The following is a 20,722-nucleotide window of genomic DNA, read 5'->3' on the forward strand; positions in this document are numbered from 1 at the left end:
GCGGCATCCCGCTCCGGTGCCCCGGAACCCGCCCTGCCCTGCCCAGCCACTCCCCGCTCACTCTCTCTTCACGGCTCACCCGCCGCCGGGCCGCTCCGGCCCGGCACGGCCCTTCGACTCACTCCCCGCGGTCCGCCAGCTGCCGGACCGCGGCGGCGAAGAGGTCTCCGCGCTCGCCGTAGTTGGTGAACATGTCCATCGAGGCGCAGGCCGGTGCCAGCAGCACCGTGTCACCCGGCCGGGCGAGCGAGGCGGCCGTCCGGACGACCTCCGCCATCGCCACCGCGCCAGTCTGGCCCTCGGCCGCCTCGATCACCGGGACATCCGGAGCGTGTCGCTCCAGCGCCTCCCGGATCAGCGCGCGGTCCTCCCCGATCAGCACGGCGGCGCGCAGCCGCCCGGCCGCGCCCCGGACGAGGTCGTCGAAGGTCGCGCCCTTGGCCAGGCCGCCGGCGATCCAGACGACCGGCCGGTAGGCGGCCAGCGACGCGGCGGCGGCGTGGGTGTTGGTGGCCTTGGAGTCGTCGATGTAGGTGACCTCGCCGACCACGCCGACCTCGGCGATCCGGTGGGCGTCCGGGCGGAAGGCCCGCAGGCCCTCCCGGACGGCCTTCGGCTCGACGCCGTACGCCCGGGCCAGCGCCGCCGCGGCGAGCGCGTTGGCGATGTTGTGCGGGGCCGGCGGGTGGACGTCCTCGACGGCGCCCAGCTCGGCCGCGTTCTTGGCCCGGTCGGCCACGAACGCGCGGTCCACCAGCAGCCCGTCCACCACGCCGAGGTTCGACAGGGCGGGCGCGCCGAGGCCGAAGCCGATCGCCCGGCAGCCCTCCTCGACGTCGGCCTCGCGGACCAGCGCCTCGGTGGCCGGGTCGGCCAGGTTGTACACGCAGGCGACGGTGTTGCCCTGGTAGATCCGGCCCTTGTCGGCGGCGTACGCCTCCATCGAGCCGTGCCAGTCGAGGTGGTCGGGGGCCAGGTTGAGCACGACCGCCGAGTGCGGGCGCAGCGAGGGCGCCCAGTGCAGCTGGTAGCTGGAGAGCTCGACGGCGAGCACGTCGTACGGCTCCTCGGCGAGGACCGCGTCCAGCACCGACACCCCGACGTTGCCGACGGCGGCGGTGCGCCGGCCGGCGGCGGTGAGGATCGAGGCGAGCATCTGGACGGTGGTGGTCTTGCCGTTGGTGCCGGTGACGGCCAGCCAGGGGGCGGGCTCGCCGGTGGCGGGCAGCGGCCGGCGCAGGCGCCAGGCGAGTTCGACGTCGCCCCAGACCTCGATGCCGGCCGCCGCGGCGGCGGCGAACAGCGGGCGGTCGGGCGCCCAGCCGGGCGAGGTGACGACCAGCCGGGTGCCCTCGGGCAGGCTGTCGCCGTCGCCGAGGCGGACGGTGACGCCGAGCGCCTCCAGCTCGGCGGCCCGGGCGGTCAGGCCCGCGCCGCTGCCGCCGTCCACCACGGTGACGTGGGCGCCGAGGCCGTGCAGGACGCGCGCGGCGCTGATGCCGGAGACGCCGAGCCCGGCGACGACGACGGGCAGGTTCGCGAAGTCAGGGTTCGTCATCCGGTCCGGTATCCCGCGTAGAAGAGGCCGAGGCCGACGGCCACGCAGAGTCCCTGGATGATCCAGAACCGGACCACGACCAGGACTTCGCTCCAGCCCTTGAGTTCGAAGTGGTGCTGCAGTGGCGCCATCTTGAAGACGCGCTTGCCGGTCATCCGGAACGAGCCGACCTGGATGATCACCGACAAGGTGATGATCATGAAGAGGCCGCCGAGCAGGATCAGCAGCAGCTCGGTGCGCGAGCAGATCGCCAGACCGGCCAGGGCGCCGCCGAGGGCGAGCGAGCCGGTGTCGCCCATGAAGATCTTGGCGGGCGAGGTGTTCCACCAGAGGAAGCCGAAGCAGGAGCCCATCAGGGCGGCGGCGACCACCGCGAGGTCCAGCGGGTCGCGGACGTCGTAGCAGCTGACGGTCGCGGTGACGGAGTAGGCGCAGCTCTGCCCGTACTCCCAGACGCCGATGAAGGTGTAGGCGCCGAAGGCCATCACCGAGGCACCGGTGGCGAGGCCGTCCAGACCGTCCGTCAGGTTCACGCCGTTGGAGGTCGCGGCGATCATGAAGTAGGCGAAGATGACGAACAGCACGGGGCCGATCGACCAGCCGTAGTCCCGCACGAAGGACAGGTGCTGGGACGCCGGGGTGAGCCCGCGGTCGTCCTGGAACTGCAGCGCCAGCACGGCGAAGGCCAGGCCGACGATGGACTGGCCGGCCAGCTTCGCCTTGGCCCGCAGACCGAGCGAGCGGCGCTTGACCACCTTGATGTAGTCGTCCAGGAAGCCGACCAGGCCCAGACCGGTCGTCAGGAAGAGCACCAGCAGGCCGGAGGCGGTCGGGCTCTCGCCCGTTATCGCCTTGGTCCCGAAGTAGGCGATCAGGGTCGCCAGGATGAAGGCGATGCCGCCCATGGTGGGCGTGCCCTTCTTGCTGTGGTGCGCCTTCGGCCCGTCGTCGCGGATGTACTGGCCGTAGCCCTGCCGGGCGAGCAGCTTGATCAGGGCGGGGGTGCCGACCAGCGACAGGATCAGGCCGATCATGCCGGAGAAGAGGATCTGCTTCATTACTCGGCCACACCGTCCGAGAGGAGGGCCTCGGCCACCTTCTCCAGCCCCACCGAACGGGACGCCTTCACCAGGACCACATCCCCTGGCCGAAGTTGACTGCGCAGCAGCTCGACCGCCGCGTCCGCGTCGGACACCAGCACCGACTCCTCACCCCACGAACCTTCGTTCCTCGCGCCGAGTTCCATGCAGGCCGCCTCGCGTCCACCGACCGCCACCAGCTTGGTGACGTCCAGTCGGACGGCGAGCCGCCCGATGGCGTCGTGCTCGGCCAGGCTCTCCTCACCGAGCTCCCGCATCTCGCCGAGCACCGCCCAGGTGCGGCGGCGCTCCGGGCCGCGTCCCCCCATCGAGACCAGCGCCCGCAGCGCGGCCCGCATCGAGTCGGGGTTCGCGTTGTAGGCGTCGTTGACGACGGTGACACCATCGGCCCGGTCGACGACCTCCATGCGCCAGCGGGACAGCGCACCCGCTTCGCCCAGGGCGGTCGCGGTGTCGTCGACGGACATCCCGAGCTCCACCGCCACCGCAGCGGCGGCGAGGGCGTTCGAGACGTGGTGCTCACCGTACAGGCGCAGCTGCACGGGCGCGGAACCGGCCGGGGTGGTGAGCGTGAAGGACGGCCGTCCGGCGGCGTCCAGCCGAACGTCCGTCGCCCGGACGTGGGCAGCCGGGGATTCCCCGAACAGGACCACCTTCGCCTTGGTACGGCTGGCCATCGCGCGCACCAGCCGGTCGTCGGCGTTGAGGATCGCGGCGCCGTCGGCGGGCAGCGCCTCGACGAGTTCGCCCTTGGCCTCGGCGATCGCCTCCTGCGAGCCGAACTCGCCGACGTGCGCGGTGCCGACGTTCAGCACCAGGCCGATCCGGGGCGGGGTGATCGAAGTGAGGTACTCGATGTCGCCCTTGTGCCGGGCACCCATCTCCATCACCAGGTGCCGGGTGCCGGCCTCGACCCGCAGCGCGGTCATCGGGTGGCCGATCTCGTTGTTGAGCGAGCCGGGCGGGTAGACCGTGTCGCCGAGGCGCTGCAGCAGCTGGGCGATCAGGTCCTTGGTGCTGGTCTTGCCGGCCGAGCCGGTCAGCGCGACGACGGCGGTGCCCTCGGCGCGGGCGACCACGGCCCGGGCCAGCTTGCCGAGCGCGTCCACCACACTGTCGACCAGGACGGCGGGCACGCCGACCGGGCGGTCGGCCAGCACCGCGACGGCGCCGGCCCCGACCGCGACGGACGCGTAGTCGTGGCCGTCCACGTTCTCGCCGACGAAGGCCGCGAACAGGCCGCCGGGGCGCACCTTCCGCGAGTCGACCTCGACCGGGCCGGTCACCAGGGCGCCGGGGTCGGCGCCGTCCAGGGTGCCCCCGACTGCGGCGGCCACCTCGGCGAGGGTCAGTGCGATCACTGCTGCTCTACTCCTCGGTCGCCCCAGGCGGCCGTGGCCTGCGTGATGGATTCGCGCAGCACCTCCCGGTCGTCGAAGGGGCGGATCTCGTCTCGTACGTACTGGCCAAGTTCGTGGCCCTTGCCGGCCACCAGCACGGTGTCCCCGGCGTGGGCGCGGGCGACGGCGATCCGGATCGCCTCGGCCCGGTCGGGGACGACCAGGACGGTCCCGCGCTCGGCCTCGGGCACCGCGGCGGCGCCGGTCAGCATGCTGGCGAGGATCGCCAGCGGGTCTTCGCTGCGCGGGTTGTCGCTGGTCAGCAGGGCGGTGTCGGCGAGCCGGGCGGCGATGGCGCCCATCGGGCCGCGCTTGTGCGGGTCGCGGTCCCCGCCGCAGCCGACGACGACGTGCAGCCGGCCCTTGGTGACCTCGCGCAGCGAGCCGAGGACGGCCTGGAGGGCGTCCGGCTTGTGCGCGTAGTCGACCACGGCGACGAACGCCTGTCCGGCGTCCACCCGCTCCAGCCGGCCCGGCACGCCGGGCACCGCGGCGACGCCGGCCACGGCCCGCTCCAGCGGCAGGCCGGCGGCGACCAGCAGGGTGATCGCGGCGAGCGCGTTGGCCACGTTGAACGGGCCGGGCAGCGGCACGGCCGCGTCGGCCTCGGCGCCGTCCGGGCCGAGCACCCGGAAGGTGGAGCCGACCGGGCCGAGCTGGACGTCCACGGCCCGCCAGTCGGCCTCGACGGCGCCGGTGGCGGAGAAGGTGGTCACCGGGATCTTGGCCTCGGCGGCCAGCCGGCGGCCGTACTCGTCGTCCACGTTGACCACGCCGTGGCGGGACTTGCCGGGCTGGAAGAGCCGGGCCTTCGCCTGGAAGTAGTCCTCCATGTCCGGGTGGAAGTCGAGGTGCTCGGGGGTGAGGTTGTTGAACAGGGAGACGTCGTACGTCACCCCGTCGGTGCGGCCGTAGACCAGCGCGTGGCTGGAGACCTCCATGGTCACCGCGTCCGCGCCGCGCTCGGCCATCACGCCGAGGATCGCGTGCAGGTCGGTGGCCTCGGGGGTGGTGCGCTCGCTCTTGATCCGCTCGTCGCCGACCCGCATCTCGACGGTGCCGATCACCCCGGGGGCGCGCCCGGCACCGAGCAGGCCGCCCTCGACCAGGTAGGAGGTGGTGGTCTTGCCGTTGGTGCCGGTCAGCCCGATCATCAGCAGCCGCTCGGAGGGGCGGCCGTAGACGGCGGCCGCGAGCTCGCCCATCCGGGCCCGCGGCCGGTCGACGACCAGCAGCGGCAGGCCGGTGCCGGCCGCAAGCTCGGCGCCGGCCGGGTCGGTGAGCAGCGCCGCCGCGCCCGCCGCCGCGGCCTGGGCCGCGAAGGCCGCGCCGTGGTGGTTGGCGCCGGGGAAGGCCACGTACACGTCGCCGGGGCGCACCGCCCGGGAGTCGTGGGTGACGCCGCTGACGAGGCCCCCCTCGACGGGGTCGAGGCCCAGCTGGCGGGCCAGTTCGGCGAGCGGCAGGGCGGCGGTCCCGGCCGGGCGGGGCGGACTCACGGTGATTTGATCGGGTTTCGGCACGGCGGGAAGGCTATCCGCCGAAGGGTGTCCAGGGCCAAACCGGCCCTTCGCCGCGCCGCCGTCCGGCCCGACCCGCTCGTTGCTCATACTCGCTCACGGCTTCCACTCGACGGGCAGGTTGGGCGCCTGGCTGCCGCTGGGCGGGACCTGCATGGTCTTCAGGGTGAACTCCATCACCTGCTTGAACACCGGTCCGCACAGCTGGCCGCCGAAGTGGCCGTTGACCGGCCCCTGGAGGGTGCAGGAGACGGTGTACCGGGGGGCGTCGGCGGGGGCGAAGCCGATGAAGGAGGCGGTGTAGCCGTCGTAGCCGACGCCGTTGGCGGCCCCCCGGTTGGCGGTGCCGGTCTTGCCGGCGACCCGGTAGCCGGGGATGGCGGCCTTGCCGCCGGTGCCCTGCTCGTCGTCGACGACCGACTCCAGCATCGAGGTGAGGGTCTTGGCGGTCTCTTCGCTGACCACCCTGGTCTGCTCGCCCGGCGGGGTCGCGGTGTACTTGCCGTCCGGACTGGTGGTGCCCTGGACGATGCTGGGCGCGACCCGGACGCCGCCGTTGGCGATGGTCGAGTACACCGAGGTGGCCTGCAGCGCGTTCATCTGCAACGGGCCCTGGCCGAAGGAGGTGTTGTACTTCTCCGAGGCGACCATGTCCTCCGGCTTCTTGAGCTTCCCGGCGGTCTCCCCGGGGAAGTTCAGACCGGTCGGCTGGGCGACGCCGAACTTGCGCATGTAGCTGTCCAGGACCTGGTTGGCCTTCAGCTGGTCGCCGTCGCCGAGAGTCTCCATGGCCTCGATGGTGCCGATGTTGGAGGACTTGGCCAGCACCCCGGCCAGGGTCAGGTACCAGGTGTTGTGTTCGACGTCGTCCTTGAACTGCTGGCCGGCCCGGACCAACGGGTAGGGCACCGTGACCTTGGTGTCCCAGGTGGCCTTGCCGGTGTCCAGGACGGCGCCCAGGGTCATCAGCTTGGCGGTGCTGCCCGGCTCGTACGCGTCGACCAGCGCGGCGTTTCCCATCTGGGACTGTTTGGCGGTGCTCAGGTCGTTCGGGTTGAAGCCGGGCGCGGTGGCCATCGCGAGGACCTGACCGGTCTTCACGTCCTGGACGACGACGTAGCCCTTCTCCGCCCCGGAGTTGGCGACCTGGTCGGTGAGCGCCCGCTGGGCGGCCCACTGGATGTCCCGGTTGATGGTCAGCTTCACGTCGGTGCCGGGCACGGCCGGGTCCATCGAGCCCCCGGCGGTGGGCACCAGCCGGCCGCCCGCCTGGGCGTAGCTGCTGTGCCCGTCCTTGCCGGCCAGCTGCTTCTGGTACTGGAGCTCCAGGCCGCCGGCGCCCTCGCCCTCGCCGTTGACGAAGCCGACGAGGTTGGCGGCCAGGCCGTCGGCGGGGTAGATCCGCTTCTGGGTCTCCCGGTTGAACACCCCGGCCAGCGGGTTGGCGCACTCGTTGTCGACCCGGGTGCGTCCGCCCTGGTCGGCGGCCTTGGTCAGCTGCCGCTTCTGGGCCTGGCAGGTCCGCGAGCCGGCCTGCTTCTCCAGGCCCGCCTTGAGGTCGCTGATCTGGCTCTTGACGGCCGGGGTCTGCTGGGCGGCGAGCCGCTTGTAGCGGGTCTTGGGGGTGTGCAGGTCGGCGGCGATCTTGTCCTTGGACACGCCGAGGATCGGCGCCAGCAGGGCGGCCGCCTGCTCCGGGGCGTCCGGGATGCCGGTCGCCGCCGGGGTGAACATCGCCGGGTCGGCGGTGATGTCGTACGCGTCGACGGTGGCGGCCAGCGCCACCCCGTCGGAGGACGTTATCGAGCCGCGCTCGGCGGTGATCGGGATGTTCAGGTAGCGGTTGGTGTTGGCGTCGGCGGCCAGCGCGTCGGAGTCCAGCAACTGCAGCTGCACCAGACGGCCGGCGAACACCGAGAACACCAGCGACATCACCACGGTGATCACCCGCAGGCGGCGCTTGGGCTCGGCCAGCCGGAGCGCCTTGGGGCGCAGCGGGCGGCGCGGCCGGACTGCGGCCTGGCTCCGGGCCGGCGGGCGGCCCTCGGGGCGGCGCTGCTGCGGTGCCCGGGGCGTACGGGCGGCGGCGGCCTTGGCGGGCTGGCCCTTGGCCGGCTGCCCCTTCGCGGACTGTCCCTTCATGGGCTGGCCCTTGACGGGCTGTCCCTTGACCGGCTGTCCCTTCGCGGGCTGGGCCTTGCCGGCGGACTGGCCGCGCGGCGCGGCCGAGCGGGGCGCGGCGCCCTTGGGCGGCTGGCGGCGGCCGCTGTCGGAGCCTCCGGACGGCTGACGTGGCGTGCTCATCGGCCCGCACCTCCGGTCGACGGCACGGGCGCGGCCGGGGAGGCCGGGTTGATCTGGACCACGGAGTCACCAGCCGTCGCCGCCGGGCTCGGTGCGCTCGGGGGCGCAGCCGCCGGGGCGCTCGGCACCGGCTGCTTCATCGGCCACGGGTCGACCGTGGAACGCTTGACCGGCGGGCTGTCCTGCGCCGGTCCGGGCGTGCCGATCACCTTGCCGCCGTTCGGGATGTCCAGGAAGGCCATCCCGCCGGCCGGGATCATGCCCAGCTCGGCGGCCCGCCGCGCCAGCGCGTCCGGCGCCGAGCTCTGGTCGATCTGGTGCTGGAGGCCCTGCTGCTCGTCGGTCGCCACGGTGGTCTGCTTCTGCAGTCGGGACAGTTCGAAGGAGCCCTCGTTGAGCGCCGTGTTCAGCGTCAGCAGCCCGAGCAGCCCCGCCGCGAGCAGCACCACCACGAGCACCGCGAACGGCGTGCGGCCCCGCACCGGACGCCGCCCCGGCCGAACCGTGATCCGCGCCCTGCCCTGTCCGGGGAACGATCCCCGCCCCGCCCGGACCTCACCGGCCACCGGCCCCACTGCTCTCCTCCGCCCTTCGGACCCCGCCGGGGCCAACGTTTCAGCCCCGCTTGCTACGGTCCCTGATCCTCTCCGCCACCCGCAGCCGTACGGGCGCGGCGCGCCGGTTCTCCTCGATCTCCTCCTCCGTGGCCAGCTCGGCACCACGGGTGATCAGCTTGAGCCAGGGCTGGTGCTCCTCCGGGATGAACGGCAGCCCCGGCGGCGCGGTGTTGCTCGACCCGGCGGCGAAGTACTGCTTTACCAGCCGGTCTTCCAGCGACTGGTAGGACATCACGACCATCCGACCGCCGATCGCCAGGGCCTCCAGCGCACCGGGAATCGCCCGGTCCAGGACCTCCAGCTCGCCGTTGACCTCGATCCGCAGCGCCTGGAACGTCCGCTTGGCCGGGTTCCCGCCGGTCCGGCGGGTCGCCGCCGGAATGGCGTTCCGCACCAACTCGACCAGACGCGCGCTGTTGGTGAACGGTTCCTTCTCCCGCTCCCGGAGGATCACCGAGGCGATCTTCCCGGCGAACCGCTCCTCGCCGTAGACCTTGAGGATCCGGGCCAGGGCACCGTGGCTGTAGGTGTTCAGCACCTCCGCCGCGCTGATCCCCCGGGTCTGGTCCATCCGCATGTCCAGCGGCGCGTCCTGCGCGTACGCGAAACCGCGATCGGCCTCGTCCAGCTGCATCGAGGAGACGCCGAGGTCGAACAGGACGCCGTCCACCCGGTCGATGTCCAGGCGCTCCAGCACCTCGGGGATCTCGTCGTAGACGGCGTGCACCAGGGTGGCCCGGTCGCCGAAGGGCGCCAGCCGCTCGCCGGAGAGCTTCAGCGCCTGCGGGTCGCGGTCCACCGCGACCAGCCGCACCTCGGGGAACTGGGTCAGCAGCGCCTCGCTGTGCCCGCCGAGGCCGAGGGTGGCGTCCACCACCACCGCCCCGGGGCGCGAGATCGCCGGAGCCAGGGCGTCCATGCACCGCTGCAGCATGACCGGAACGTGCTTGGGGCCCGGATCGTTGGTGGTCATGCGCGGTGGCGCCCTTCCTCAGGTGCGGAGCAGCCCGACGACCGGGAGCTGCGACCATTCTCGCCCACCACTGCACGACGCGACGACGCGGCCCGTGGTCCCCGCCCGCTCCAGGGGGAAGATCGTGACCGCCCGGCGCCGGGGAAGGTGCGCCAGGTGGGCACGGAGCGGGTGGAGGCCACGGGCCGCATCAACCGGGCCACCCGGGCCGGAAAAGCCCGGTTGACGGGATCCGGCGGGTGTGCTCCACTGCGCCGCAAACTCTATCGCGCGGGCCCCGCCAGTCAATGGTCCGCTCCGGCGCACCACCCGGGCGGCGGTACGGATCACCGCAGGTCGCAGCCGTGGAAGTGGCCCCGCGGAGGTGCCGGCCGGGGGCCCGCGGGAGCGGCCGCGCGCCCCACCCGCGCACTCATCCCGCAGGCGCTCCGGGACCAGCCCGGACAAACCCTCCCGAACGCCTGGAACGGTCCTCCCACGGTCCTCCCGTTGTGGTTATGCGCTCGATCACAGCGGCCCGATCTGTAGCTCTCCTCCCCACCGCGGACGCCCGAATCGCACTAACGTCGCCACCATGACAGTGACCCCCGACCGGCCGACGCCGACCGACGCTGCCGACTCCCCGCGACCCGCCATCATCGACCGCTTCGTCACGGACAACCGCGAGTACGCCGTGACCTTCCGGGACGGCGGCATGGACGCCCGCCCGGTCCAGAAGATCGCCGTGGTGGCGTGCATGGACGCCCGCCTCGACCTGTTCGCGGCGCTCGGCCTCGAACTGGGCGACGCCCACGTCATCCGCAACGCGGGCGGCGTCGTCACCGACGACACCATCCGCTCCCTCACCATCAGTCAGCGCGCCCTCGGCACCCGCTCGGTCGCGCTGATCCACCACACCGGCTGCGGCCTGCTCGGGCTGACCGAGGACTTCCGCCGCGAGCTGGAACTGGAGGTCGGCCAGCGCCCGCAGTGGGCGGTGGAGGCCTTCGTCGACCTCGACGGCGACGTCCGCCAGTCCATGCAGCGGGTCCGCACCTCGCCCTTCCTGCTGCACACCGACGACGTCCGCGGCTTCGTCTTCGACGTCCACACCGGGCTCCTGCGCGAAATCGACTGAACCCCGTACCGCACCGCCGCCCCCGCAGCGCGCACCGCCCGGCCAACGGCGTCCGGGCATCCGGGGCCGTCCCGAGGGTGACTTCTGGTCACCGGTCAGGGGAGAATGCGCCTGCCGGTCAGACCCCGAACCACCTGGGGCGGCCAGGCCGCAGGCCGCTGTCCCGGCGCCGGATCCCCGACGGAACCGCCCCCGGGAAGGCCGCGTCAAGCATGGGGTGGGGTCCGGCCTCGGGGTGAGGCGGGCACAGGGTGCCAGGGAGCGTATACGGGTGACGAGCTACAGCGATCAGGGCGGTCTCGGCGGTCCTGCGGGGGGCGGCCAGGGGACGGACGGGTACCACCGGGCCGGACTTCCCGAGCTCGCCGCGGTCGTGGACCGGATCCGCGCCAACATCGAGAGCGTGATCGAGGGCAAGCCGGAGGCCGTCCGGATCGCCCTGACCGTCCTGCTCGCCGAGGGCCACCTGCTGCTGGAGGACGTGCCCGGCGTCGGCAAGACCATGCTGGCCAAGGCGCTCGCCCGCTCGGTCGACTGCACCGTCCGCCGCATCCAGTTCACGCCCGACCTGCTGCCCTCGGACGTCACCGGCACCAACATCTACGACCAGCACCAGCGCGACTTCGAGTTCCGCCCGGGCGCGATCTTCGCGCAGATCGTGGTCGGCGACGAGATCAACCGTGCCTCGCCCAAGACCCAGTCCGCGCTGCTGGAGTCGATGGAGGAGCGCCAGGTCACCATCGACGGCACCAGTTACGAGCTGCCCTCGCCGTTCATGGTCGTGGCCACCCAGAACCCGGTCGAGATGGAGGGCACCTACCCCCTGCCGGAGGCCCAGCGGGACCGCTTCATGGCCCGGATCTCGATCGGCTACCCCAGCCCCGAGGCCGAGTTCGCGATGCTCGACGTGCACTCCGGCGCCAGCCCGCTGGAGGACCTCCAGCCGGTCGCGCACGCCGCCGACATCCTCAAGCTGGTCGACCTGGTGCGCAGCGTGCACATCGCCGACCCGGTCCGCCGCTACGCCGTCGACCTGGTCGGCGCCACCCGCACCAGCCACGAGCTGCGGCTGGGCGCCTCGCCGCGCGCCACCCTGCACCTGGTCCGGGCCGCCCGCGCCGCCGCCGCGCTCGACGGGCGCGACTACGTCACCCCGGACGACATCCAGCGCCTGGCCGTGCCCGTCCTCGCGCACCGCCTGATGCCGACCGCCGAGACCCAGCTCAGCCGCCGCACCGCCGAGCAGATCGTGACCGACCTGGTCGCCCGGCTGCCGCTGCCGCGCCCGCAGGGCGGCCCGGCCGGCCGGAGGGGCTGAGGTGGCCCCGTCCGACCCGACGTCAGGACTGCGGGCCGGGCTGCGCGGCCTCACCACCCGGGGGCGCTCCTTCCTCGCCGCCGGCGTCACCGCGGTCGGCTGCGCCTACCTGCTCGACCAGGACGCGCTGCTGCGCGTCGGCGTGCTGCTCGCCGCGCTGCCGCTGGCCGCCGCGCTGGTGGTCGCCAACACCCGCTACCGGGTGGCCAGCGGCCGCCGGCTGAGTCCGCGTCGCGCGGTGGCCGGCCAGGAGGCCCGGGTCCACCTGCGGGTCGACAACGTCTCCCGGGTGCCCACCGGGCTGCTGCTCCTGGAGGACAAGGTCCCGTACGTGCTCGGGCCGCGCCCGCGCTTCGTGCTGGACCGGGTCGAGCCGCGCGGCCACCGCGAGGTCTCCTACCGGGTCCGCTCCGACCTGCGCGGCCGCTACCCGCTCGGGCCGCTCCAGCTGCGGCTGTCCGACCCGTTCGGGATGTGCGAGGTGAACCGTTCCTTCTCCGCCTCCGACGTTCTCACCGTCGTCCCCCAGGTCCAGGCCCTGCCGCACGTGCGGCTGAGCGGTGAGTGGGGCGGCCAGGGCGAGAGCCGTGCCCGCACCCTGGCGCTGGCCGGCGACGACGACGTGATCCTGCGCGAGTACCGGCCCGGCGACGACCTGCGCCGGGTGCACTGGAAGTCCACCGCCCGGTACGGCGAACTGATGGTGCGCCGCGAGGAGCAGCCGCAGCGGGCCCGCGCGACCGTCCTGCTGGACACCCGGGAGATCGGCCACCGGGGCAGCGGCCCCGCCTCCTCCTTCGAGTGGGCCGTGAGCTGCGCCGCCTCGGTCGCCGTGCACCTGCTGGAGCGCGGCTACCAGACCCAACTGCTCACCGACACCGGCCAGTGGGTGCCCGGCCCCGGCGCCGGCGGCGGCAACACCGCGGCCGACGCCTCCGGGCTGATCCTGGACGCGCTCGCGGTGGCCGACCTGTCCGACGGCGCAGGCCTGTCCCGCGCCGAGGAGCCGCTGCGCGCCGGCGGCGAGGGGCTGCTGGTCGCCGTGCTCGGCGAACTCGACGAGGCGCAGACCGCCCGGCTGGCCCGGCTGCGGGGCCGCACCGGCGGGGCCGTCGCGTTCCTCCTCGACACCGGCACCTGGGCGGGCCTGCGGATGCTCGCCCCCAACACCGGCGGCGACGAGTTCCGCAACCGGGTCCGGCAGCTGCGCGAGGCCGGCTGGACCGTCCTGCCGGTCAGCTCCGGGGACTCCGTCCCGGACCTCTGGCAGGCCGCCGACGGCGCCAAGACGACCTCCCCCTACCGAGAAGAGACCGGCGCGTGACCACCCGGGCCAAACTGACCGTCTACTCGGCGCTGGCCACCGCCCTCGCGTCGCTCTGCCTGACCCCGCTGCTCACCACCAGGAGCTGGGTCACCCACGCCTTCCTGGTGATCGCGGTGATCGCGGCGGTCGGCGCGGGCCTGCGGCGGGCCCCGCTGTACCGCTGGACGGTGCCGGTCGGCCAGCTGCTGGTGCTGTTCCTGCTGATCCTGATCGGCTTCGCCGGCTCCGGCTCGCTGCTGGGCGGCGTGCTGCCCGGGCCGTCCTCGCTGCGCGCCCTCGACCACGTCATCAGCTCCGGCCTGGACGACGTCCAGGTGTACGCCATCCCGGCGCCGCCCAACCCCGGCCTGCGGCTGATCCTGGTCGCCTCGGTCGGCCTGGTCGCCGTCGTGGTGGACACCGTCGCGGTGACGTACCGGCGCTCGGCGCTGGCCGGGCTGCCGCTGCTGGCGCTGTACTCGGTCGGCAACGGGCTCTCCGGGGACCACGGCAGCTGGCTCTGGTTCGCCCTGGCGTCGGCCGGCTACCTGGTGCTGCTGTTCGCCGAGGGGCAGGACCGGGTCTCCCGCTGGGGCCGGGTCTTCCACGGCGGCTCGCGCGACGGGACGAGCTCCGGCCGGGTCAGCCCGGGCGGCCGGCAGGTCGGCGTCCTCGCGCTGGTCGCGGCGCTGCTGCTGCCGGTCGTCCTGCCGCAGTGGGAATCCGGCCTGCTGAGCCCCGACTCGGGCGGGTCCTCGGGCAAGAGCTCCATCGGGTCGGGCACCAGCCTCGACCCGCTGGTCAGCCTGGAGTCGGCGGTCACCAAGCCCACCAACAACGAGCTGCTCAGCTACACCCTGGACAGCGAGATCGCCGATCAGGTCTACCTGCGCACCGGGGCGCTGGACCAGTTCGACGGCACCAACTGGCGGCTCGGCAGCACCACGGTCAACGACCTCCCGTCCTCCTTCCCCGCCCCCGAGGGCCTGCGGGACGCCAACCTCCCCCGGATCGAGGGCGACTTCCAGATCAGCGACCGGCTGGAGAAGAGCTGGCTGCCCATGCCCTACCCGGCCGCCTCCGTCCAGGTCCCCAACCGGTCCGACTGGAAGCTCGACCCGCTCACCCGCACCGTCCTGCCGACCAACGACCGGGCGATCCGCGGCCTGCGCTACCACGTCAGCGCCCTGGACCTGCGGCCCACCGCGAACGAGCTGCGCACCGCGTCGACCGCGCCGCAGGACATCCGGGACCACTACACCAGCCTCCCCCAGGACCTCCCGCCGGTCGTCGCGCAGCAGGCCCGCGAGGTCACCGCCAAGGCGACGAACGACTACGACCGGGCGATGGCGCTGGTGAACTGGTTCACCGGCCCGCAGTTCCAGTACGACACCGCGGTCAACGGCGGCACCGGCAGCAACGCGATCGCGGTCTTCCTGCGCGACCGCAAGGGCTTCTGCGTCCACTTCGCCTCCACCATGGCGGCGATGGCCCGCACCCTGAAGATCCCGTCCCGGGTGGCCGTCGGCTTCACCCCCGGCGACGCCAAGGGCGGCAACGTCTACTCGGTGACCGGCCGGATGTACCACGCCTGGCCCGAGCTGTACTTCTCGGGCTACGGCTGGCTGCGCTTCGAGCCCACCCCGAGCCGCGGCAACCAGCCCCGCTACACCGAGCAGTCCACCACCCCGACCACCGCGCCGACCCAGCAGCCGACCGCCTCCGTGCAGAGTTCGGCGCCGGTCGCGGCGCCGACCGACAGCAAGGACTGCGACGCGAAGCAGCGCCAGCTGGGTGAGTGCGGCGGCAGGAACAAGGCCGTCAGCAGTGCCGCCGAGGACTCCTGGCTGCTGTCCGGGCAGGTCCTGGGCAGTGCCGCCGTGGTGGTGCTGGTGATCGCGCTGCTGCTGGTGCCGATGCTCTGGCGGTCGGCGCTGCGCCGGCGCCGGCTCGGCTCCGGCGGTCGGCGCGGGCCGGGCGGCGGCCCGGCGGCCGGGCTCACCGACGCCCAGGTGCTGGCCGCCTGGGACGAGCTGATCGACTCCGCCTGGGACCTCGGAATTCCCCCGGACGAGTCACGCACCCCGCGCTCGGCCGCCCGGCGGATCACCGAGAAGGCCAAGCTGGACGCGGACTCGGCGGCCGCCGCCGGGCGGCTGGCACTGGCCACCGAACGGGTGCTCTACGCCCCGGCCGGCCAGGTCACCACCGCCCCGCTGTCGGCCGACGTCCGGACCGCCCGGCAGGGCCTGCGGGCCACCGCCAGCCGGGCCGGGCGGACCAGGGCGGTGCTGCTGCCGCCGTCCTCGGCCCAGCTGTGGTGGCGGATCTCCGACGCCCTGCGGGCGGCCCGGGAGGCCGTCGGCACCGGGGCCGGCCGGGTGGCCGCCGCGGTCACCGGCCCGGTGCGGCGGGTGGTCTCCCGGCGCAAGCGCGAGCCGGAGTCCGAGCAGGCCTCCAGGGAGTCCTGAGCGGGGCCCGGGCGAACGGGCCGTCGAGCGGATACGAGAACGCCGGGGCGGGCAGTCGATCGACTGCCCGCCCCGGCGTTCGTCCAGCGTGTACGCGGCTCAGAAACCGCCGGCCTGCTCGTCCCGACGACGCTGCCAGCGCTGTTCCACCCGGTCCATCATCCCGGCCTTGCGGCGGGGCGCGGCGGCCGGCCGGGGGCCGGAGCCCTGGCCGGCGGGGCCGCGGCGCCAACCGGTCACGGCGAACACCGCGCACCCGAGCATCACCAGGAAGCCCACGACGCTGACCCAGATCTGGTCGGGGACGACCATGCCGCCCATCAGCAGGCCGATGCCCACCACGAAGCCGGCAACGGCCAGGTACACCCGCCGACGGGTGTAGGTGCGCAGCCCGGTTCCCTCAAGCGCCGTCGCGAATTTGGGATCTTCGGCATACAGCGCTCGCTCCATCTGGTCGAGCAGTCGCTGCTCGTGCTCCGAGAGCGGCACGGAGTCCTCCTACTCGTCGGTCGCGGGTGCGACCGGTCCGCCACCCCGGTCGGGGAGGCAAAGTCCAATCAGCCTTCGGGGCACACGGTCGGACGCCTGTGCGGGGGGACCCGGCCCGTGTCGTCCATATGCCCCACGCATCCGGCTGTCATGCTTTCCGGCTTTACCCAGATCATACGGTCCGTGGCCCCGTTACGGAGTGGTCTGCGCCGCGTGGGACGGGCCACTTCGACCGGGCACGGCCGCACCCGGCTCAACGCCACGAGACGCGGACAAGTGCCCGAACGGGTGGAATCGGTCCGGACCTGGGCAGGTTCGGGACCACCCGGACGAGGCCGGGGGGCGTCCGGAAGGCGAACCGCCGCCGCACGGTGGGCGAACCCTACGGCGGCGGACGGTCCCTCGCTCGCTCAGGCCAGGGTGGCCAGCAGGTGCAGCTGGGTCGCCACGGCGTGGAACGCGGGCTGCTCGGCGGCGGCCTCCTCCAGCTTCAGCAGCGCCTCCATCGCGCCCGGCTCGGCGTCCACCAGGACCCCGGGGACGAGGTCGGCGAAGACCCGGACGCCGTGCACCGACTCCACCCGCAGGCCCGCGCCCTCGGCCAGCCGGCCCAGCTCCTCGCCGGTGAAGCGGCGCGGCATCGGGTCCTGCTCGCCCCAGCGGCCGTCGGTCGCGGACAGCACCGTACGGGCCTCGGTGAAGTGGCCGGCCAGCGCCCGGGCCAGCACGGCACCGTTGCGGTTGGCGGCCAGCAGGCTGACCAGGCCGCCCCGGCGCAGGGTGCCGGCCAGGCTGCCGAGCGCCTCCGCCGGGTCGTCCACGACCTCCAGCACGCCGTGGCAGAGCACCGCGTCCACGGTGCCGGGGGCGACCAGCTCGGGCAGCGTCTGGGTGTCGCCCTGGACGGCCCGGACCAGGTCCGTCACCCCGGCCTCGGCGGCCCGGCGCTCCAGCGCGAACAGCGCGTCCGGGCTGGGGTCGACCACGGTGACCCGGTGGCCGAGCTTGGCCACCGGTACGGCGAAGTTGCCGGTGCCGCCGCCGGTGTCGACCACGTCGAGGACCGGCTGGTCCAGCTCGGCCGCCCGCTTCTCCAGGGCGGCCCGCACCACCTCCCACACCACGGCGGTACGCAGGGCACTGCGGGGACGCGTCGGGTACAAGGCGGGGCTCCTCGGCACATGCAGATCGATCAGGATGCCTCCACCTTAGACCGGGCGGGTGGCGGGGCCCGTCACCCCCGGCGGGTCGTCGCCGTCCAGCGGCAGCCGCGGGGCCGGCGGGGTCGGGCGCAGGCCGAGCAGGCGCTCGACCAGGCGCAGGAACAGGGCGGAGTTGCGGACCAGGTCGTCGGCGTCACGGGCCGAGGCGGCGCCCCTGATCCCGGCCTCGGCGGCCGCCCGGCGGCGGGCGCCGGCGGCGTAGTAGAGCGCCCACTCGGCCAGCTCGGGGGCCATCTCGGGCAGCACCTCCCAGGCGCTGCGGATGGCCTTGCGCCGGCGCGGGCTCTTCTCCGGCCGCCCGCGCACCGCGAGCACGGCCGCCACCGTGCGCAGCGCGGCCAGGTGGGCGGTGGCGTACCGCTCCAGCGGGTCCTCCAGGACGCGGGCCCGGGCGAGCGTGCGGTGGGCGTCGGCGAGCAGGTCGAGGGCGGCCGGCGGCGCGGCCGTCCGGCGCAGCACGGGGTGGACGTCCCCGCCACCCGGGCGCCCGCCCGGGGAGGACGGCGGGGCGGCGCAGTGGAGGCGGGCGGTGACGGGCTCAGGACGGCTGATGGTCATGGTCTCCCCCGTTCCGAGGCAGCGCGCGGACCGGGCGGTCCGTGCCCCTCCATCGTGAACGGGACCACTGACAACGCGGCCCGGAACGGGTGAGCGGCGGCGGGCACCGGCCTGTCCCCCCAGGTCCTGTGCCGCCGCCGTACGCCGCCGTTCCGCCGTTCCCCACAGGCGGCGGTGGCCAGCTCTCCCTTCCGGTGGCCGGTCTCCCCCCGGCCCGCTCCGCCGCCCCGTGTCGGCGGTGCGAGGCCCGTTGACCGGCTCCCGCGGCGGACCTCCGCCGCCGCCCCGCCGACCCCTCATCTGCCGGCTGGGCGGACGGATCCGCCACCCGGGGCGGGGCGCCCGACGCGCCGCCGTCCCGGTGCCACCACTCTCCCGTCCCGGCAGGTCGGCGGGCCATCCGCTGACGTACTCAACCCCGGATCTGAGTACGCGTACTCAGATCCGTCGGCCCCGGACCCGGGCGTGGCCGGAACCGGCGGGCCGACCCGGCACGTCCGGGTACGGTACGGCCGTGGCCGGGCGGACCGGCCACGGCCACGAGAAGGAGGGGGAAAGCGATGAGGAGGGGGAAGCCATGACGATCGTGCCGCTGATCTTCACCAGCGGACTCGCCAGCGGCATCAACGCCTACGCGGTGGTGCTGCTGCTCGGACTGCTGGGCCGCTTCGGCGGCGCGGACTCGGTGCCGCCCGCCCTGGAGCGCACCGACGTGCTGGTCGCGGCCGCCGTCCTGTTCCTGCTGGAGGCGGTGGCCGACAAGATCCCGTTCGTCGACAGCCTCTGGGACTCCGTGCACACCGTGATCCGGCCGATCGCGGGCGCCACCGTCGGCGCGCTGATCGCGAGCACCGACCCGGGCTCGCTCGGCGAGGTCGCGGCGGGCGCGATGGGCGGCACCACGGCGCTGGTCAGCCACCTGGTCAAGGCCTCGCTGCGGATGGCGGTCAACACCTCGCCCGAACCGGTCAGCAACATCGCGGTCAGCATGGCGGAGGACCTGTCGGTGGCCGGGCTGGTCTCCCTGGCGATCTTCCACCCCTGGCTGGCCGCCTCGATCGCCGCCGTCCTGCTCGCCGTCGGCCTGCTGCTGGTCTGGTTCGCGGTCAACCGGATCCGCGCCTTCCGGGCCCGCCGCCGCGAACGCCGCGCCGCCCGCGACGCCCGGTCCGCCGCCCGCGAGCAGGAGGCGGACCGGCCGTACGTCCCGAGGCCCTGAGGAGGACGCCCGCCGGGCCCGGCCCAGGTCACGGCCTAGGATCAGGTGCCATGGCACGGATCGTCATCATCGGCGCAGGAATGAGCGGGCTCGCGGCGGCCTCCAGGCTGGCCACCCTCGGACACCGGGTGACGGTCTGCGAGGCCGGCGGCACGTACGGGGGCATGGTCGGCCGGTACGAGCGCGAGGGCTTCGCCTTCGACACCGGCCCCGGCCTGCTGACCCTCCCGGCCGTCTACCGCGACCTCGCGCTGAAGACCGGCAAGGAGCCGCTGGAGCAGCTCGTCGACCTCGCCCCGGTGGACCCGGAGAGCCGGCACCTGTTCCCGGACGGCACCGCCGTCAGCCTGCCCAACGCCTCCCGCGGCGGCGTCAGCCAGTCCCTGGACGCCGCCTTCGGCGCCGGCTCGGGCGCCCGCTGGAGCGCGGTCATGAACCACGGCCGGACGGTCTGGGAGGCCACCCGCCGCCCGCTCCTGGAGGAGCCGCTCCCGGCCGACCGGTCGCCGCTGCACACCGACCCCTACCCCGTCCCGCCCCGGCGCGGCCTGCTCGCCCGGCTCGGCCGGCCCCGCCCGTGGACCCTCGCCGACGTCGCCGCCCGCGAACTCGGCGGCCACCCCGGCCTCACCGCCCTGCTGGCGGAGCACGCCCTGCGCTTCGGCCTGCTCCCCGGGTCCGCCCCCGCCGGGGCCACCGTGCTGCCGTACATGGAGCAGTCCTTCGGCGTCTGGTACGTCCGGGGCGGCCTGCGGGCCCTGGCGGACGCGGTGCACCGGCGCTGCGAGCTGCGCAAGGTGGAGTTCCGCTTCGACACCCCGGTCACCGAGGTGCTGGTCGAGGACGGCCGGGCCCGCGGCGTCGACACCCCGGACGGGCGGATCGACGCGGACCTGGTGGTCTCCTCGATGGACACCAGGGCGCTGTTCCGTGACGGCCTCGCCCGGTGGCCGGAGCTCGGACCCGACCACTGGGAGCCGTTCGAGGTGCCCGGCCGGTTCAGCGTGCTGCTCGCGCTGCGCGGCGCCCGGCCGGCCGGCACCCCGCACCGGACGGTGGTGCACGCCGCCGACCCGGCGGCCGAGCAGAACGCCCTGACCCTCTCGGCCCCGCCCTGCGAGCGCCCCACCCTCCAGGTGCTGCGCCCGGACGATCCCTCGCTGCGCCCCGACGACGCGCACGAGAGCGTGGTGCTGACCGCGACCGTCCCCGCCCAGGGCGACGTCGACTGGACGGCGCCCGGGGTCGCCGAGCGCTACGCGGACCAGCTGCTGGCGCACGCCGACGCCGCCGGCCTGGGCCTGCGCGAACGGGTGCTGTGGCGGGTCGTGCGGACCCCGGACGACACCCGCCGGGAGACCGGCGCCCTCGGCGGGTCGGTCCCCCGCCCCGCGCTCGCCGGAGACGGCGGCGGATGGCTCCAGCCCGCCAACGAGTCGCCCGTCCCCGGCCTCTACCTGATCGGCGGGGCGGCCCACCCCGGCGGCGGACTGGCCCGGGCCGGCATGTCCGCCTGCGTCGCCGCCGACCTGATCGGCCCGGCGTAGCG

Annotated in this window: 16 protein-coding genes; 6 read left to right on the forward strand and 10 right to left on the reverse strand. The window is 74.3% G+C overall.

The features are described from left to right. Nucleotides 1–118: 118 nt before the first annotated feature. From murD to rsmH, 7 genes are all read right to left on the reverse strand, one after another. A complete protein-coding gene (murD, locus tag ABT015_RS29390; RefSeq protein WP_350884359.1) occupies nucleotides 119–1,558 on the reverse strand; it encodes a UDP-N-acetylmuramoyl-L-alanine--D-glutamate ligase in 1,440 nt (479 codons plus the stop codon). Continuing rightward, the gene (mraY, locus tag ABT015_RS29395) at nucleotides 1,555–2,616 is read right to left on the reverse strand and encodes a phospho-N-acetylmuramoyl-pentapeptide-transferase (RefSeq protein WP_350884360.1); all 1,062 of its coding nucleotides are present in this window, start codon (nucleotides 2,614–2,616) and stop codon (nucleotides 1,555–1,557) included. Before mraY ends, murD begins: the two co-directional genes overlap by 4 nt. Next, nucleotides 2,616–4,019, reverse strand: coding sequence for a UDP-N-acetylmuramoyl-tripeptide--D-alanyl-D-alanine ligase (locus ABT015_RS29400; protein WP_350884363.1), 1,404 nt, complete (start codon nucleotides 4,017–4,019; stop codon nucleotides 2,616–2,618). The genes mraY and ABT015_RS29400 overlap by 1 nt, the downstream gene beginning before the upstream one ends. Beyond that, nucleotides 4,016–5,668 carry a UDP-N-acetylmuramoyl-L-alanyl-D-glutamate--2,6-diaminopimelate ligase gene (locus tag ABT015_RS29405; RefSeq protein ID WP_502897425.1) on the reverse strand — a complete coding sequence of 551 codons (1,653 nt, stop codon included), beginning with the start codon at nucleotides 5,666–5,668 and terminating at the stop codon, nucleotides 4,016–4,018. The genes ABT015_RS29400 and ABT015_RS29405 overlap by 4 nt, the downstream gene beginning before the upstream one ends. 6 nt (nucleotides 5,669–5,674) lie before the next feature. Then, entirely contained in the window at nucleotides 5,675–7,720 is a 2,046-nt protein-coding gene (locus tag ABT015_RS29410; RefSeq protein ID WP_502897428.1) for a peptidoglycan D,D-transpeptidase FtsI family protein, read from the reverse strand. Between the two features lie 158 nt (nucleotides 7,721–7,878). Next, on the reverse strand, nucleotides 7,879–8,364 hold the full coding sequence (gene ftsL / locus ABT015_RS29415) for a cell division protein FtsL (RefSeq protein WP_350884369.1): 486 nt from the start codon (nucleotides 8,362–8,364) through the stop codon (nucleotides 7,879–7,881). Nucleotides 8,365–8,497: 133 nt separating this feature from the next. Next, nucleotides 8,498–9,472 carry a 16S rRNA (cytosine(1402)-N(4))-methyltransferase RsmH gene (gene rsmH, locus ABT015_RS29420; RefSeq protein WP_350884371.1) on the reverse strand — a complete coding sequence of 325 codons (975 nt, stop codon included), beginning with the start codon at nucleotides 9,470–9,472 and terminating at the stop codon, nucleotides 8,498–8,500. A gap of 574 nt (nucleotides 9,473–10,046) precedes the next feature. On the opposite strand from rsmH, the gene ABT015_RS29425 reads away from it, so the two are divergent. From ABT015_RS29425 to ABT015_RS29440, 4 genes are all read left to right on the forward strand, one after another. Then, on the forward strand, nucleotides 10,047–10,589 hold the full coding sequence (locus tag ABT015_RS29425; protein WP_350884373.1) for a beta-class carbonic anhydrase: 543 nt from the start codon (nucleotides 10,047–10,049) through the stop codon (nucleotides 10,587–10,589). 271 nt (nucleotides 10,590–10,860) lie between these two features. Beyond that, entirely contained in the window at nucleotides 10,861–11,907 is a 1,047-nt protein-coding gene (locus tag ABT015_RS29430; RefSeq protein WP_402450773.1) for an AAA family ATPase, read from the forward strand. Nucleotide 11,908: 1 nt separating this feature from the next. Beyond that, the gene (locus tag ABT015_RS29435; RefSeq protein ID WP_350884375.1) at nucleotides 11,909–13,231 is read left to right on the forward strand and encodes a DUF58 domain-containing protein; all 1,323 of its coding nucleotides are present in this window, start codon (nucleotides 11,909–11,911) and stop codon (nucleotides 13,229–13,231) included. Beyond that, entirely contained in the window at nucleotides 13,228–15,684 is a 2,457-nt protein-coding gene (locus ABT015_RS29440; protein WP_350884377.1) for a transglutaminase TgpA family protein, read from the forward strand. Before ABT015_RS29435 ends, ABT015_RS29440 begins: the two co-directional genes overlap by 4 nt. 99 nt (nucleotides 15,685–15,783) lie before the next feature. On the opposite strand, the gene ABT015_RS29445 is transcribed toward ABT015_RS29440, so the two are convergent. From ABT015_RS29445 to ABT015_RS29455, 3 genes are all read right to left on the reverse strand, one after another. Beyond that, nucleotides 15,784–16,173 (reverse strand): SCO2097 family morphological protein, encoded by a 390-nt coding sequence (locus ABT015_RS29445; protein WP_350884379.1) that lies wholly within the window; start codon nucleotides 16,171–16,173, stop codon nucleotides 15,784–15,786. Between the two features lie 410 nt (nucleotides 16,174–16,583). Then, nucleotides 16,584–17,336: a methyltransferase domain-containing protein gene (locus ABT015_RS29450; protein ID WP_350884381.1), complete on the reverse strand. Its 753-nt coding sequence runs from the start codon at nucleotides 17,334–17,336 to the stop codon at nucleotides 16,584–16,586. Nucleotides 17,337–17,381: 45 nt separating this feature from the next. Then, nucleotides 17,382–17,948, reverse strand: coding sequence for an SAV_6107 family HEPN domain-containing protein (locus tag ABT015_RS29455; RefSeq protein WP_402451026.1), 567 nt, complete (start codon nucleotides 17,946–17,948; stop codon nucleotides 17,382–17,384). A 583-nt stretch (nucleotides 17,949–18,531) separates the two neighbouring features. Here ABT015_RS29455 and ABT015_RS29460 point away from each other — a divergent pair. Together ABT015_RS29460 and ABT015_RS29465 are read left to right on the forward strand one after the other, a co-directional pair. Continuing rightward, complete coding sequence (locus ABT015_RS29460; RefSeq protein ID WP_350884385.1) at nucleotides 18,532–19,173, forward strand: DUF4126 domain-containing protein; 642 nt, start codon at nucleotides 18,532–18,534, stop codon at nucleotides 19,171–19,173. A 50-nt stretch (nucleotides 19,174–19,223) separates the two neighbouring features. Further along, nucleotides 19,224–20,720 (forward strand): phytoene desaturase family protein, encoded by a 1,497-nt coding sequence (locus ABT015_RS29465; protein ID WP_350884387.1) that lies wholly within the window; start codon nucleotides 19,224–19,226, stop codon nucleotides 20,718–20,720. Nucleotides 20,721–20,722: the final 2 nt, after the last annotated feature.

This window comes from Kitasatospora sp. NPDC094016, assembly GCF_040304045.1.
Lineage (GTDB): Bacteria > Actinomycetota > Actinomycetes > Streptomycetales > Streptomycetaceae > Kitasatospora.